Origin of the sequence: Larkinella soli, assembly GCF_003703975.1 — a bacterium.
GTDB classification, from domain to species: domain Bacteria; phylum Bacteroidota; class Bacteroidia; order Cytophagales; family Spirosomataceae; genus Larkinella; species Larkinella soli.
This window is the reverse complement of record NZ_QTJY01000023.1, coordinates 68752-83686: the sequence shown is the minus strand read 5'-3', so window position 1 is coordinate 83686 and position 14935 is coordinate 68752. Positions and strand designations below refer to the sequence as shown.

Below are 14935 nucleotides of genomic sequence, written 5' to 3'. Positions count from 1 at the left end.
TGGTCAAGAGCGGCTACGGGCAGTACCTGCTGAACCTGCTCAAATCTGACGAACCTTCTCCCCTGTTGGTATGAAAAACCGGCTGTTTCTCCTGATTCCTGCTTTGCTCACCTCCGGAGCGTTTGCTCAGAAACCGGCTTCTTCCGTCCGCTTTCATGCAGAGGTGGGCGCCCTGGCTTCTTCCGCCCGACAGACACCGTTCTGGCTAAGGGCCAACCAGTATGGCACGGTACCGTCGATTGGGCCGCTTGGAACGCTCCGACTCGGAAGTTCGGGCCGGTTTCAGGCCGACAGCACCAGGCGTCGCTGGTATGCGGGGTATGGGGTAGAACTTGTCGGAAATGCCGGCCCTCAGCGCCGGCTTCTGCTGCCTGAAGCGTATGCGAAAGCGGGCTATGGTCCGATTGAACTGATGATCGGGCGTCGGAAGGAGGTGATGAGTCTGGTGGATTCGTCGCTGTCGTCCGGCTCGTACGCCTGGTCGGGCAATGCCCTGCCGATCCCGAAGATTCAAATCGGTACAAGCGGTTTTACCCCATTGAAGTTTACGGGTGGACTTATTGCCGTTCACGCCTTCCTCGCGCACGGCCGGTTTGCCGATACCGATTCGATCAAAAACTCCTACCTCCACCAGAAAGCGATTTACGGACGGTTGGGAAAACCGCACTGGAAGGTCAAACTGTACGGCGGTGTTCTGCACAATGCCCAATGGGGCGGCCGGTCCGATTACCTGGATCAGGTGGTATCCCGAAACGGGCAATTGCCCTCTTCCTTCAGGGACTACGTGTCCGTCATGCTGGCCAAGCAGCCGGATCGGCCGGAAGGGTATTCCAAATTCGATAGCGTCAACCGGGTCGGGAATCACGTCGGTTCGATCGATGTCGGAATGGAAGTGCAGCTAACCCGCTGGTCGTTGTTGGGATATTATCAACATCCATTTGAGGATAAGTCAGGATTTGCCTTCAAAAACCTGCCGGACGGCCTTTACGGAATCAGTTTGAAACGGAGGGGCTCCCTGCCGTCGGCTTCTTTCCGCATCAGACGGCTTCTGTTCGAATATCTGACGACCATGAGCCAGACCGGTAGTACGGTGAGGATCGGAAGCCGGCTTTATGAAGGAATCGACGACTATTTCAACAACTTCCAGTACATCGACGGATGGACCTATTACCGCAGGGCGCTGGGGACGCCTTTTTTAACGCCACGGCAGGAGATCGACCCTAGCCTGCGCAACGTGCCGGGTGGGCCGAAGCTTACGTTTGTAAATAACCGCGTTCAGTTGCTCCACGTGGGTCTGGCGGGTTCCATCGCTTCAGGCATCGAGTGGCAGACGCGGCTATCCTACAGCCGGAACCTCGGATTGTTCCGAAACCCGTTTAAACGAAAAGTCGGGGAATTCTCGGGGATCGTCGAACTGAAACGGCCCATCGGTTGGCTGGGTGGCGCCGAAGTTCGGACGGCCTTTGCCGTCGACCAGGGCGGTCTGCTGCCGAATTCGGTCGGGGGCTGGATCAGTCTGCGGAAAACTTGGTGAACGGCAAGTCGGTTACCAATTAGCGCAGGGCCGCTTTCAGGCCGGTCAACAAATCGTCTTTCTGTTGTTTGGAGGGAGTCAGCCAGGCTCCCTCTCCGTATTCATTCCAGGCATATATTAAGATCATTCGCTGATCTGACATTATTTCAGGACTCCTTTCCGTCCAGGTTACCGCCGACCGCACGGCTTTGTATACCGATAGAGAGGAGAAGCCGGAATAGCGCTGTGACTGGGCATACCAGCTGCTTTGCTGTGCCCAGGGCCTGGGGTCCCAGTTCAACGTGACGACCGGACTATAAGGCAGGCGCGCCGACCTGAATTGGTCCCAGAGGGCTCTGCTCCCGGCAATCAGGCTGTCGATCGGGATCACTTTATCCTTAGAGGTAAATCCGGCTTCGTGGTAATTATAACCCGTCAGCCAGTTGAATCCGGCCTCCTCGGCCATCTGGGCCTGTTCCGGCCGGACACAGACCGCCACCGTGACCTCCGGTACTCCGGCCTGAGCCGACCGGGCTCTGAGACTGGCCAGAGCGTCCCGCAGACCGGCGCTGCCGCCAAAGCGGTCGAGCAGCGTTTGCAGGTTGAAGAAAATCAGCAGCGGTTTGCCGTCGACGCGATAATATTCCGGCTTCTGAAACAGTTCGATCCAGGCCCCGGCGGCTTGCTCCCAATCGGCCGGTCCCAGGACCGAACCACCATGATTCGCCACCAGGAGACAGAATTTCAGTCGGTTCCGGTTCGGAGCCTGCAGAAACAGGTTCAAGGCATGGTTCAAAGGATGCTGTCTGAAATTGGCTTTGTCGGCCGGAAACTTATACCAGCAAAAGCTGAAGAAGTCGATACCGGCGTCGGCCGCCGTGTTGATCTGGGCCTGCATGACGTCCTTTTTGCTGGTGATCCAACCCCAGATTGGTTCGCGTTCCGGAAAGCTGTCGATCAGCGTCTGCGTAAGGTGCCCGCGTGTCAGACCGGACCAGCCGTCGAAGTAATAGACGCCAACACGGGGCCGATCTTTTTTGACGGGCGTCCGGAAGGTCGGCGAAAGAGGGAGTATGGCACCGGCGCAGACGCAGAAAATCAGCAGGATCAGCGCAAAACCACCGGGGAAGCGATTCGGTAAACCGTTCATAATTGCCGGATAGTTAAGTTGTTCATGCAGTGGTCCGTAGCAGCCGTGCCTGGACGGCCTCCAGGCAAAAACAGCCCGCCGGAGATTCCGGCGGGCTGCCTTCATTAAAACAGCCTGAAAGAATCAGGAAGCAAACTGAACCAGCGCCGGAGCGGGCGCTTCTGCGTGCAAAGCTTTCAGGAACAGACTTTCATACTGATCGATTACGATCGGCCAGTGATAGATGGTCTGAATTTTATGCCGGTTCTGCTCGATAAAAGAAGCGTAATCCTTTTTATTGTATGAGTTCAGGCACCGGGCCACGTCCTGAGCGTCGTTGAAATAAAAGGCCTGGTCGTTCAGGATCGTCTTGTTGAAGACGTTGTTATGGGCACAAATGAAACAGCTGGATCCCATGGCTTCCAGCAGGGAGGGATTCGTGCCGCCGACCGTGTGACCGTGGAAATACAGATTCGAGAAGTGCCGGACGTTATTGAGCTTTCCGATATTATAGATTCCGCCTACGAACCGAATCTGTGGATAGGCTTTGTATTTCTCCACCAGGTACTGGCCGAATTTCTTGTTTGTTTTTCCGACCACGATGAAGGGCGTTTTCGTGTTGGATTTGACGACGCCTTCAAGAATGATATCGATGCTGTTTTCGGGCTCCATCCGGGCAACCAGCATATTATACTGGTACGGCTTCAGATCGTACTCCTTCAGTACGGAGATATCCGGGTCGTCGAATACGTAGGCGCCATACGGAATAAAGGTCGACTCCTTGTTGTATTTGTCATTCAGATACTGCTGAATCCCCAGGGAGTCGGCAACGAGGTAATCGCTCGTCTGGGCGGCCCATGCTTCGGCCTGCAGGAGAAATTGCCGGACCGGCTTCGAAAATTTGGAACGCTTCCATTCCAGACCGTCCATATTGGTAATCACGACGGGTTTTTTGGGTAAGAGCCAGCTCCAGATGGAGTTGCTGTTATACCCCAGCTGAAGGATGATATCGAAGTCGCGCTTGCGGGAGTCGATGATGCAGTTCAAATCATAAATGAACTGACCGAAAGTTCCAACTTTATACTCCGGATCGTAACAGTGAATGATGTCGACCCCTTTGAAAGTCTTTTCCTGATGAGGGTGATTGTGCGAGTTATAAACCGTAACCTGATGCCCTTTGGCTACCAGCGCGGTTGAAAGATACTCGGCGCACTGTTCGAAACCGCTGTAATGATTTGGAACCCCTCTTGTTCCGATAATTCCGATTTTCATAACGTTGTATCGTGTGTTAAGAATTAAGCAATTGTGGAGTCGATTACATTCAGGAAGTTTTCTTCGTACTGTTTCAGGGAGAACCGGTGAAGCACTCGCTGACGGGCCTGCTGCCCCATTCGCTCCCGTAGTTTTGAGTTCCGGATGATCTCCTCGAACATGGAGACGGCTTTTTGAGAATCGTTCCAGGGAATCAGAACGCCGGTTTTCGCATGGTCGACCATTTCGGTCGCTCCACCATGATTGGTGGCTACGACCGGTTTGCCGGAAGCCATCGCTTCAAGAATGACCGTTGGGAAGGGGTCCGGAAGGATCGAAGGCAAAACAAACACATCGAACCCATTCATTATGTTTGGAATATCGGTGCGATACCCGAGGTTTTCAACCAGGTGACCGATGTTCTCGGCCTGAATTTTATTTTTCAGATTATCGTACAGATACTCATAGCCGGGAAAGGCATCGCCAACCAGTACAAACTTGGCGTTAGGGTATTTTTTCGAAAGATGGGAAGCCATATCGATAAAATATTCCTGCCCTTTCCAGTAATGAATCCGACCGATCATTCCGATAAGAATCGTGTCCTGACCGACGCCGAGTTCGGCGCGTAAACTGGTCGAATCCTTCAGGAACTCCGAGTAATCGATTCCGTTATAAACCGTTACGATTTTTTCATCGGCCACGTATTTCTTCCAGTAATTTCTCACCACGTCCGACACCACGATAACTTTATCACTAAAGTGATTCAGCATGAAGCCGATGAAACGAACAAAAACTTTAGGAGAGGGAATAATCTCGTGCACATGCCACACATGGCGGACGTTACAGGCTTTGGCGGTTAAGGCACCAACCAGCACTGCGGAGGTATTGGAATAGATGACATCGATCCTTTCGGTTTTAACGAGATCGATCAGGAATCGCTTTGCTTTTTGAATGGCCTGGAAGCGGTTGATAAGGCCGGAAACGGAAAAATATTTTCTTCTTAAGATTCCAAGCTTAACGATTTCGACCCGATAGCCAATTTTTTGTATTTCAGCCGCCAGAGGCCCGTCTTCCGAAAGGACCACCACAACATGGAAATTTTTCTTCTTTAAGAATTGCAGCGTCGTCAATAAAATCTTGCTGGCTCCGTATAGGTCGGAGGAACTGTGCAGCACTAAAATACTCGATTTATTAGCGGAAGAATTCATAACAAATGCCTCAAGATGGATTACTGATTTACGAATTGTTCGGCTCTATTTCCGATCACTTTAGCCGGTACGCCACCCACGATGGAATAAGGCGGTACATCTTTGGTGACGACACTTCCGGCGGCCACGATACTTCCTCTTCCTATCCTGACTCCCGCCAGGATCACACTGTTGGCGGTAATCCAGCAATCATCCTCGATGATGACGAACTGCCGCGTAACGCCCTGGTCTTTCATGGGTTCGAGAATGCTGGAAAAGTTATGATTCTCAGCATAAATACTGACCCGGGGGGAGATCATTACGTTATTTCCAATTTCGATATAACCGGAGCAGCCGATGTAAGCAAAGGGGCCGATGTTTGAATTATTGCCCACTTTAAGGCCCTCTCCAATCTCACCTCCATACATTCCAGTGGGGCGAATCAAAGCGTATTTCCCTATGGTAACACGGTCTCCAAAAACTATGCCACGCTTGGATAAACAGTTGATCTCGCAGTGATCCTCCGCAATGAATTCTTTCCCAACGGACAGATAATTCGATTGTCGAATCAGCGCGTTCTTTCCCACCAACAGCAGCCATCCTTTCGAGGATTTGAAAAAGATTCTGTGAAAGAATCCGCGGGTTAGATTACAGCCGAGCCGAAAAAGCGTAAATACGATTGACCTCTTATCCCACCCTTCCTCAAACCTGCTTAAGAGCTTTTTCATAACACTTTTTAATTAATTGACATATAATTCCATAAGAGACTTTAAATTACTTTCCATGCCTTCTTTGATAAAATCACCCTGCCGAATATTATGGGAAAACTGCTCGGATGACTGGTCGGAGAGAAATCGGATAACCGATTGGGATAATTCCTTTGCCGTATGATTTTTCAATATGATGCCGGTAAAATTCTCATGGACATATTCAGGAAGCCCACCACTATTGCTGACTAGGACCGGCTTGTTCAATGCATAAGCGGTCATGATTACACCGCTTTGAGTCGCTTCCAGATAGGGGCAGACAATCAGTTTGGACCGGTTAATGATTTCAACCATCTCCTGATTGGAGAGATGCCTTTGAATCAGGTGAAGATTTTCAGCATCGATGCGGTTTGTATCGATCGAATAATCATATACAGGTCGGCCGGCAATCATAAAGCGTTGGTCAGGAAAACGTTCAAGTATTTCCGGAATGGCCTCCAGAAAAATTTCAATTCCTTTATATTTTGAAAGACGGCCAATGAAGGTGATGTATTCACCCTCCGTTTGATTCGCCGGTATAGGCCCGATAAATTTTTTAAAGATAGAGTAGGGGAGTAAGTTCAGTTTATGGACCGACTTGCTTTCATGAAGCTGGTCGGATAAGAGCTTCTTACTAAATTTTGAAAATGTGATATACTTCGATACGACCGAGAAAATGATCGATTTAATAAAGTTGATATACCATAAAGATTCGCCCAAATGCGGTTTTGGATCGTGAATATTCATTACTACCCGTTTCCGGAACCGAAGCAGGATGGGCAGTAAAAGCGACTGTCTGGTCGAGAAATCATCGAAATGAAGGATATCCGGATTTAAGGACCAAATGAAAGAAGAAACCGAGAACGTCGTATTAAGGAGACCGAGGATGTCTTTTTTTGATTTATAAATTACAAAGTTTACGGACTGGCAATCTTTGAAATAGTCGTTCAGGTACTCCAGCTTCCAGTCGCGGCAAACCTCATCATAGGAAGTCAAATTCCTGTAATCGCCCAGGTTGATATCCAGGTTAAAAATGTTGTCCTTCGTTTCACTCGGCGAAAGCTCGATCAGGAGATGAACCTGAAAATGCTGGCTGATCAACCTGATATGCTCGAGTGCTGCGTCCAGGTAGCACACCCTTGCATAGAACAATATCTTTTTTTTGGCTTTCATGGCTTAAATACGGCTGGGAGTCAATCGGAAATCGACGGTGGGATTCAATGCCGGGTTGCCGACCTCTTTAAGGCGATGCGTCAATGCTTTCTTTGCGCAGGAATGACTCTCATGAAAGATCAAAAGGTAGAAAATGCCGAAGAAGAAGTTTAACTGGGAAATGCCTACACACCGGATCAGCGATTCCGAGCCGCTGATGCTGATGAAAAAGGTGAGAAGAATTGGAAAATAACTATTGGGTAATGCGCCTAATTCCTTCAGTTTCTTGATCCCGTTTATCGCTCTTACTACGAGAACCATAAATAGAAAATTCACGATATAACCGCCTTCAACGAACAGTTGCAGGAAGGTGTTGTGTACGTGCATGTATCGGTCCCCTTCGTCCGATTCGCCGAACCAGCTGTCCGGCAAATCTCCCCAGTAACCAAAGAAATAGCTGACATCCAATGAGGTAAAGATATTTATTATTCGCTGCCAGGCAATAATACGCCCTGTCGCAGTTGCATAATCTTCCGCTTCGTTTCTGGCGATGAGCGTAGAGAATAATTCATTGTTGTTCAGGGTCAATAACAGCATCGAAATAGAATCCCAGAAGAAAGGGATAAACATGAGTACAAGCTGCCAGTACAGATTGATTTTCTTATTGGATTTTTGCAGATAGATGAAATAACCAATAGCGATAAATGAGCTGAAGATCAAACCCCGACGACTGAATAATAATAATTGGAAGATGGAAAAGAAAAAGATGGCAATACAGAAGGCTTTGTGTTTGGACGTTCTGAAGTAATAGAAACTTAAGATCAGGCAAATGGTGACGATCGAAGGAGCCTCAATGGTTCCGTTAAATATGATTTCTTCCCCTAACAGGTTATAAAACGAACCGAATTCAACCGATTGTGTGACCAAATAATGGGGAATAAAAACCAGAAAGATGCTTAAGAAAACCATCAGGTAAAAAAAGGTTTTCTTGATTGCCGCCATATTGTCGAAAAGACAATAGTTGACCACGAGGATGTGTAATGCAAAAACGGCAAAGTTTAAAGCGCCACTATTTAGTTTATTCTCCTTGAAAAAGTAAGTGATGAACAGGCAGAAGTAGAAGGCAATCAGAACCGTACTTGACTTCAATACCAGGGATCTAAAGTTTTTTCTTAAAAAGAAATCAAAGATGGCCGGTATTGCAAAAAGAAGAGTACAATACAGCAGGTAAATCGAGTTGACATTCACCAGAACCAAATGATTCGCGAATATCAAGGCAATGATATACAGGCCGAACCAGAGGTTTTTCAGGAAAGAGTTATGACTTGCACTATTCACCATGATAGCGGTTATTTAGTGTGGATGTATACGATGGATGGAGCATGCTGAATGTAAATCCGTCCGCTTCCGCTAACTGAAGCCCACGTTCGAGGACATCCCCATGAACCCGCTTTACATAATCTTCAGGAGACCCTTTTGGCAGCAGGACATTAAAGAAGGCGGGGTGAAGTCTGGTCAATTCCTCCACATGCTCACTGTAAAAGTGCTTTGAAGAGTTTTTCCAGAACATTTTGTCGTTTGGTGACCTTCCATCGAACCCCCAAAGTCCAATTTTCTTACTCAGGGTACATGCCACCGGCAGAAGCACCTGAGGCAGTACATTTCCATAGATGGGAAGAACGTATTCGCTCGTCAGGTCGTGATGAATGGTGGTTGCATTGCCATGGGGAATCGGAATCAGTCGGTCCACAAAATCCGGAAACTCCTGTACACAAAACGGGTGAAATACGGCAGGATAGATGAAATGGGCCTTGTCGCTGTTTCTCATGCATTTCTTCAGGTCAGCCCTGAAGCACCTGGCAAACTGTCCGATTCCGAAATGATAGATCGCATCGCTGGCCACAATGAAATGTGGATCGATGGAATTCCACAATTCACTGTCCTTCACCACCGTATTGCTCAATATGCGGATCCCGTCATTCCAGTTTTTATGAATGGCTTTTTCGAGCGACGGGCCGGTTCCGAAGATGTAAGCGAGTTTATGCTCCTTTTCGAGCTTTTCCTTTAACGCTTTCAGCCTGGTTTGGCCTTTGATAATACCATCATTTACAAGTTTTGGGTTTATTCTTGCCAAAAGCTTATGGTATTCCCAGGCTTCAAGATAATTTTCGTTAAAATTAAAATTAAAACTCTCGTCTTTTTTGGCTTTCAGTACCTTCTTTAAGTTATTGTTTTGCAAACTTATGAGGCCGACAAGATTATAATCTACCAATTCATGCAGATTTATTTTATTTTCTATTTTGATATTTAGCCGGATATTGAAGTAATCGATTCTTCTCAAAACTTCTTCCAGTACCTGCTCGGTTTCCGGCTCTCTTTTCTCTACGATTAGTTTCAGTTCGGTCGGCTGGTTATTACTGTTAAACAGGACTTGTCTGATTAAGTCGATACTTTTCCTTGTCGTTGTCTTCGTGCTCATAACGGTCGAGTGTTTGTATTCTTCTTTGTTACCGTCAGATTCCTCCTTCGTTCAATACGATGAACAGCAGTAAACAAATCAGGTACGGTAAAAAGCTGTTCCATTCAAATTCCCAGAAATTGGTTCGAATCAGCTTGTAAGATTTATAGGGTGCATACCACGAGTAAAATAACGCATACCCAAGAACCATACTTAATGGTAGGCCATATACACCGATCAGGGGATAAAGTAAAAGAGCAAGCACAATCATCAGAACACCCGTCACTCCATTTAAAACATGCCAGATGATGTGGTTCGTCGTGCTATATAGTTGCAGATGCATGGCGCCATATCGATCAATCAGAAACGCCAGACCCAACAAGCCCCATAATTTCTGATCCGGAAAGCTTACTTTTGAATGGATCATTGCCAGGACCGGCCCGCTAAAAAGTCCAAATACCAGAAAGATCAGCGTATAGGTGAGATAGACCTGAAACATGGACCGTTTGGCAACTTTTTTTAGCGTATTCAGTTCGCCAAGCCCCGTATAAGTGGCGAACTCCGGAAGTCGGCTGTAAAAAGGTGCCTGAGCAAAATTTCGGATGACCTGTATAAAATATAGACCCGTTAAAAATGATGCCAACTCTGCCGGGGTCGCCAGTTTTGCGTAAAAAAAACCGGAAGTCTGGATGATTCCCTGTGACATTAAAATTCCGACTCCGCTTTTTACTGCACTCGGAATGACGTTTTTCCTGATCTCTTTCTGGATGGTTAGGTCTGAAGCTTTTTCTTTCAGGAAAGGGTATTTGCGTATGGTCAGATAATAATTTCTAATCGTGGCAATTATCAGCCAGACCTGATTGATGACGACGATTAAAAATACATTCGGAAACAGGACCAACAGGACGATACTCGTACAGGTATTCAACAAGTTGAACAGAGTGTCCCACCGTCTTACCAGTGGAATGTTTTGGGTACCCTGAAGCAGGTTAACGTATACGTTTCCATACAATACCAACGGCAGGCTAAGAGAAAAAAAGATCCACGTTGCCCAACCGATAAAATGATCACTGCTTTCACTGATCGGTGTTAAAAAGCCGATGCTTCCGATAGTGATTAAAATCACGAACGCAGCGGCAGCAATGTAGACATATATTTTTTTCATAATCTGATAAGTGTTTTTGATATAACCCTCATCAAATTCTCCTGATCTATCCTCTTCGTTTACCCCTGCCTTCAGGTTTGAAAAATTCTTCAACCCAACCGTTCCGTAGGCGATTATTCGTACAAATGCTGATCCGAAGCCGGCATCGAGCAATACCTGTAATCCCAGTACTGTAGCAAACAAATACCATAAGTTAATATCTCCTGTACTTAACCGGTTCAGTACTAATGGAATGATAACCGTCACATTGAATGACCTGCTTAAAAAGCTCATCCACGTCGTGATGGTGGGCGAGTTCCATAACCTGTTAAGTAGTAATTTATTACTCATGGTATTGATCTGATATAATCTGTCTGCTTCCCTCTTTCACAAATCCTTCAGCACCGAACTGATCCCGCCATCCAGCGAAAGATTCGCGCCGTGGATAAAACCGGAGCCCTCCGAAGCCAGGAACAGGGCCAGCTTGGCCACATCCTTCGGATAGCCGATGCGCTGAACCGGGTGGATCTTCCGCAACTCGTCGAGGGCGCTCTGGTTGCCGTCGAAGCCGGCCAGCAGCATGTCGGTTTCGATGGCCGCCGGGCTGATGGCGTTCACCCGAACCCGGCCTTCCAGGTCGACGGCCAGGGCCTTCGTCAGGCCGATCAGGGCGCTTTTTGACGTAGCGTAGCTGATGAACCGGCGCTTGGTGAGCTGCTGGTGGATGCTGCCGATGTTGACGATGCAGCCGTTGACGTCCTCCAGCTGGTCCAGAAAATGCTGGCTCAGCAGCAGCGGCCCCGTCAGGTTGACCGCCATCGTATGGTTCCAGTCGTCCAGGTTCAGCTCGTCGAGACTGCCCAGCATCTGCACGGCCGCGTTGTTGACCAGCACGTGCAGTTCCGGAATCAGCGCATTAAAATTCTGCTTCCACTCGGTCCGGTAGGTATCGTCGGTGCTGAAGCGGTGCAGGTCGAACTGAATCAGCCGGTCGGCCTGATGATCGTCGCAGTCACGGATGTCGAGGCCGTATACATAATAGCCGTTTTCGCGAAATGCCTGAGCGAGCGCACTGCCGATGCCGCCCAGAACGCCTGTAACCAATGCTTTTTTCATAACGTTGAGTAAATTTTATGCCGGAACCCCGACTTCCAGAAATTCAAACAGCGACTGAATGGCCTGGTGGCTGGCGCGCCGAACGCCCTGAATCGTGTTCGAGCCGTTGTGCGTTCCGAAGATGCAGCGGTCGAACGTGCGCAGCTCCGAATCCATGGGCAGCGGCTCCGTTTCGAAAACATCCAGACCGGCGGAGTGAACTTTTCCGCTTTTCAGGCCCTCGATCAGAGCGGCTTCGTCGATGATCGGACCCCGGGAGACGTTCACGATCCGGACGCCGTCCTTCATCAGGCGGATGGTTTCCGCATTGATCATGTGCCGGGTTTTCGGTGTCAGCGCGCAGGTGGTGACCACAAAGTCGGCGGTTTCCAGGCCTTCGGGGAAGCTCAGGAAACGATAGGCCTGCTCATCGGCCTCCGTACGCACGGCAAAGGGATCGTACACGTTGATATTTATATCGAACGCCTTCAAAAACCGGGCCGTCGATTTACCGATGTCACCGAAACCGACCAGCGCGACCGTATGGCCGGCCAGCGACATGCCCGCCGGTTTTACCCAGTTGCCGGCCCGCACTTCGCGGTCGATGTAGTAAGTTTGCCGGGCCAGGCCCAAAACGTAGGAAACCGCGATCGTGGCCACTTCCGCCCCAAACATCAGGGGCGTGTTCACGATGGGAATATCCAGTTTTTTGCAGGCGCTGAAGTCTACGTTATCGACGCCGATGCCCCACTTGACGGCGGCTTTCAGCCTGCCGGCTTTTCCGGCCCGGAACACGCGCTCGGTGGCCGGGTCGTCGCCGATAATCCAGCCGTCGACCGTCGGAACCAGTTCGATCAGCTCCTCCTCGGTTAAAACCTGAACGACGTTCGGAGCGACGACTTCAATGCCGGCTTCTTCGAAAATGGGCCGAAATTCGGCCAGTTGGCCAAGCATCGGCGGGCAGGTGATCAGAACTTTCATGCGACGAGTTCGGGATAGAGTTCGGTGAAAAGGAATTCGGCTACTTTAAAATTTAGTTCGACGTCGATGTCCTGAGCCTCGATTTCGGGAATCTCGTACATGAACGGACGGTCGCCGATGCGGTTATGCTTCTGAATCAGCGTTTCTTTTTTGAAAAGGTACATGCAGGAGTTCTCCATATAGATTGGGGGAAGGTCCTGCGTGCGGAGCAGAATATTCGGATTATGATTGACGGCCCGGGCCAGCTGATCCCACAGACGCACCTGCATCCGGGTGACGCCGAACAGCGTATCGTAGATCGGATAATTTTTCAGGAACTGCCGAATGCCTTTTTCCACGGTTTCGGCCGACAGCAGCGGGTTTGTGCTGTGGGTCTGGAGGTAGAAGTCGGCCGGAATCTGCTCGCAGGTGTTCAGCAGGACGTTGTTCATCGGGATGGCCCCGTCGCGCAGGTGGGCCGGACGTTCGAGAACGGTGACGGTCGGATAAAACTCCTCGACCTGTTCGATAACCGTCGGGCTGTCGGTGTCGATTACGATCCGGGTGATGGACGGACATTCGAGCAGCGTGTCGACGATTCGATGAAAAAGCGGTTTGCCCGCGAAATCCCGGTAATTTTTGCCAGGGACGCGTTCACTCGAGTGACGCATCGGAACAATGGCAGCAACGGAATAGGACATGGTATATAACGTTAAGTTTTTTGCAGTACGGCCCGGCAGGGAACGCCTTCCAGCCCTGCGGCTTTCAGCGGCAGGCAGATCAGCTGGTAATTGCCGGGTAAGACGTGACCCAGAAAAATTCCTTCCAGAATGACCACCCGGTTCTGAAGCAGAATCTGGTGAGTTTCAGCCGAATCGAAATACCGCTGAATGGAGAGGTAATCGATTCCGACCAGAAGCACTTCGTTTTCGACCAGCCACCGGGCCGCATCGGCTGAAAGGGCCGTGAAACTCTGGCGGAACGGCTGTTTTTCCCAGCAGACCGAGGAGTTGTCGGTCTGAAAGAGAATTCGTTTCGGAACGTTCGGACCCACCCAGCGCTCCAGCATGGCCCGGGTAATCACGGCCGTGTTCGGAATGGAAACCACCCGGCAGGGACCCACCAGCGTCGACAAAGGAATGGAGGCCGTGTCGGCACCCTCAGCCACAAAATGGAGAGGAGCATCAATGTGGGTACCGGTATGAACGTCCAGGTCCAGACGGCTGACGTTCGCATCCGAATCCGGGCCGATTTTCTGAAGCCGCTGTATGGTCAGGCCGCGGCTTCCCGGCCAGGTGGGCAGGTGCTGATTCAGCGTAACGGAAATATCGATGACATCCCGGCTATTCATACGCAATCTGTTTTAAGGCCACCTCCGCAGGTCGTTCGGACTTCTCCCGGCGGAGAATTTCGTTCGGATAATAAAATCTTTCGCGAAGCGAGCGATCGAGCGTTCCGTGATAACGATACCCCTTATACGTACCCCAAAACTGGAGGGTTCGGAACACCGGTATCTCCGCAACGTGCTGCCAGAAGACCCCTTCCTGGACGGCCGTCACATAATCGCTGAGGATGTTGGAAACGGACAGGTAGGCAAAGTCCCAAAGGGTGAAGCGCGCATGCGGTTTCAGGCGTTTGAAGGCGATGGCCTCCCGGTAATAACGGTTCAGCACCTTGCGGGGTGTTTCCTCGTGGACGTGGACGATGGTGGCATCGGCGTCGTAAGCAATTTTATACCCCCGATGCAGAATTTCGTTGGCCCAGTGGAGGTCTTCCAGACCCGTTACGGTTTCGTCATAGGGCAGTTCTTCCCAGAGCGAGCGCCGGATGGCGGTATTGGCGTTGTTGCAGAACGGGATCCGCTGGTCGTAATTGGAAACGGCCGGAAACCACTTGGCAAACAACTGCTGCTCGGAGTACTTGCTCTGCCGGTTGCCGATCTGGCGTCCGTAGGAGAGCGCGACGGCCGGGTCCACGAACGGCTTCAGCATCTGGTCGATCCAGCTGGTATAAACCGGATAGACGTGCGCACTGGCAAAGATCAGGAAATCGCCGGTGGCGTGCCGGCAGCCGATATTCAGCGCCCGGCCGAACGAGAATTCTTCGGGACGAATCTTCACGATCCGGGCCCCGTAGCTTTCCGCAATGCGCACGGTATTATCTTTGGAGCCGGAATCGACCAGAATCACTTCTACGGATGCTTTCGTGTCCTGCTGGCTGATCCCGTTCAGGAGTTTGCCGATATGTTGTTCCTCGTTAAAGGCGCGGATAATAATGCTGCATTTCATAGATGAACCCTT

General features: G+C 49.9%; 14 protein-coding genes. 1 reads left to right on the top strand and 13 read right to left on the bottom strand.

Features of this window, described 5'->3' with window-relative positions; all coding sequences use genetic code 11:
- The first annotated feature begins 70 nt into the window (after positions 1-70).
- A complete protein-coding gene (locus DX909_RS26960) occupies positions 71-1534 on the top strand; it encodes a capsule assembly Wzi family protein (RefSeq protein WP_128548362.1) in 1464 nt (487 codons plus the stop codon).
- Between the two features lie 19 nt (positions 1535-1553).
- Here the strand turns inward: DX909_RS26960 and DX909_RS26955 are convergent, their stop codons facing one another.
- The 13 genes from DX909_RS26955 to DX909_RS26895 form a co-directional block, all read right to left on the bottom strand.
- Positions 1554-2663 carry a glycoside hydrolase family 99-like domain-containing protein gene (locus DX909_RS26955; RefSeq protein ID WP_164851422.1) on the bottom strand — a complete coding sequence of 370 codons (1110 nt, stop codon included), beginning with the start codon at positions 2661-2663 and terminating at the stop codon, positions 1554-1556.
- 123 nt (positions 2664-2786) lie between these two features.
- Positions 2787-3914, bottom strand: a complete 1128-nt coding sequence (locus tag DX909_RS26950; RefSeq protein WP_128548360.1) for a DUF1972 domain-containing protein — start codon at positions 3912-3914, stop codon at positions 2787-2789.
- A gap of 23 nt (positions 3915-3937) precedes the next feature.
- Positions 3938-5101, bottom strand: a complete 1164-nt coding sequence (locus tag DX909_RS26945) for a glycosyltransferase family 4 protein (protein WP_128548359.1) — start codon at positions 5099-5101, stop codon at positions 3938-3940.
- A 20-nt stretch (positions 5102-5121) separates the two neighbouring features.
- Positions 5122-5808: an acyltransferase gene (locus DX909_RS26940; RefSeq protein WP_128548358.1), complete on the bottom strand. Its 687-nt coding sequence runs from the start codon at positions 5806-5808 to the stop codon at positions 5122-5124.
- A gap of 12 nt (positions 5809-5820) precedes the next feature.
- Positions 5821-6999 carry a glycosyltransferase family 4 protein gene (locus DX909_RS26935; protein ID WP_128548357.1) on the bottom strand — a complete coding sequence of 393 codons (1179 nt, stop codon included), beginning with the start codon at positions 6997-6999 and terminating at the stop codon, positions 5821-5823.
- A gap of 3 nt (positions 7000-7002) precedes the next feature.
- Entirely contained in the window at positions 7003-8319 is a 1317-nt protein-coding gene (locus DX909_RS26930; protein WP_128548356.1) for an O-antigen ligase family protein, read from the bottom strand.
- On the bottom strand, positions 8309-9457 hold the full coding sequence (locus DX909_RS26925; RefSeq protein WP_128548355.1) for a hypothetical protein: 1149 nt from the start codon (positions 9455-9457) through the stop codon (positions 8309-8311). The genes DX909_RS26930 and DX909_RS26925 overlap by 11 nt, the downstream gene beginning before the upstream one ends.
- Before the next feature lie 34 nt (positions 9458-9491).
- Positions 9492-10931, bottom strand: a complete 1440-nt coding sequence (locus tag DX909_RS26920; RefSeq protein WP_128548354.1) for a lipopolysaccharide biosynthesis protein — start codon at positions 10929-10931, stop codon at positions 9492-9494.
- Between the two features lie 36 nt (positions 10932-10967).
- Positions 10968-11696, bottom strand: coding sequence for an SDR family NAD(P)-dependent oxidoreductase (locus DX909_RS26915; RefSeq protein ID WP_128548353.1), 729 nt, complete (start codon positions 11694-11696; stop codon positions 10968-10970).
- A 15-nt stretch (positions 11697-11711) separates the two neighbouring features.
- Entirely contained in the window at positions 11712-12656 is a 945-nt protein-coding gene (locus DX909_RS26910) for a phosphoglycerate dehydrogenase (protein WP_128548352.1), read from the bottom strand.
- Entirely contained in the window at positions 12653-13336 is a 684-nt protein-coding gene (locus DX909_RS26905) for an acylneuraminate cytidylyltransferase family protein (protein WP_128548351.1), read from the bottom strand. Before DX909_RS26905 ends, DX909_RS26910 begins: the two co-directional genes overlap by 4 nt.
- A gap of 11 nt (positions 13337-13347) precedes the next feature.
- Positions 13348-13986, bottom strand: coding sequence for a cyclase family protein (locus DX909_RS26900; protein ID WP_128548350.1), 639 nt, complete (start codon positions 13984-13986; stop codon positions 13348-13350).
- The gene (locus tag DX909_RS26895; protein WP_128548349.1) at positions 13979-14923 is read right to left on the bottom strand and encodes a glycosyltransferase family 2 protein; all 945 of its coding nucleotides are present in this window, start codon (positions 14921-14923) and stop codon (positions 13979-13981) included. Before DX909_RS26895 ends, DX909_RS26900 begins: the two co-directional genes overlap by 8 nt.
- Positions 14924-14935: the final 12 nt, after the last annotated feature.

Bases quoted from the DNA above. Each gene is read 5' to 3' on its own strand.
- DX909_RS26960 (WP_128548362.1), top strand. From the start codon at position 71: ATGAAAAACCGGCTGTTTCTCCTGATTCCTGCTTTGCTCACCTCCGGA.
- DX909_RS26955 (WP_164851422.1), bottom strand. From the start codon at position 2,663: ATGAACGGTTTACCGAATCGCTTCCCCGGTGGTTTTGCGCTGATCCTG.
- DX909_RS26950 (WP_128548360.1), bottom strand. From the start codon at position 3,914: ATGAAAATCGGAATTATCGGAACAAGAGGGGTTCCAAATCATTACAGC.
- DX909_RS26945 (WP_128548359.1), bottom strand. From the start codon at position 5,101: ATGAATTCTTCCGCTAATAAATCGAGTATTTTAGTGCTGCACAGTTCC.
- DX909_RS26940 (WP_128548358.1), bottom strand. From the start codon at position 5,808: ATGAAAAAGCTCTTAAGCAGGTTTGAGGAAGGGTGGGATAAGAGGTCA.
- DX909_RS26935 (WP_128548357.1), bottom strand. From the start codon at position 6,999: ATGAAAGCCAAAAAAAAGATATTGTTCTATGCAAGGGTGTGCTACCTG.
- DX909_RS26930 (WP_128548356.1), bottom strand. From the start codon at position 8,319: ATGGTGAATAGTGCAAGTCATAACTCTTTCCTGAAAAACCTCTGGTTC.
- DX909_RS26925 (WP_128548355.1), bottom strand. From the start codon at position 9,457: ATGAGCACGAAGACAACGACAAGGAAAAGTATCGACTTAATCAGACAA.
- DX909_RS26920 (WP_128548354.1), bottom strand. From the start codon at position 10,931: ATGAGTAATAAATTACTACTTAACAGGTTATGGAACTCGCCCACCATC.
- DX909_RS26915 (WP_128548353.1), bottom strand. From the start codon at position 11,696: ATGAAAAAAGCATTGGTTACAGGCGTTCTGGGCGGCATCGGCAGTGCG.
- DX909_RS26910 (WP_128548352.1), bottom strand. From the start codon at position 12,656: ATGAAAGTTCTGATCACCTGCCCGCCGATGCTTGGCCAACTGGCCGAA.
- DX909_RS26905 (WP_128548351.1), bottom strand. From the start codon at position 13,336: ATGTCCTATTCCGTTGCTGCCATTGTTCCGATGCGTCACTCGAGTGAA.
- DX909_RS26900 (WP_128548350.1), bottom strand. From the start codon at position 13,986: ATGAATAGCCGGGATGTCATCGATATTTCCGTTACGCTGAATCAGCAC.
- DX909_RS26895 (WP_128548349.1), bottom strand. From the start codon at position 14,923: ATGAAATGCAGCATTATTATCCGCGCCTTTAACGAGGAACAACATATC.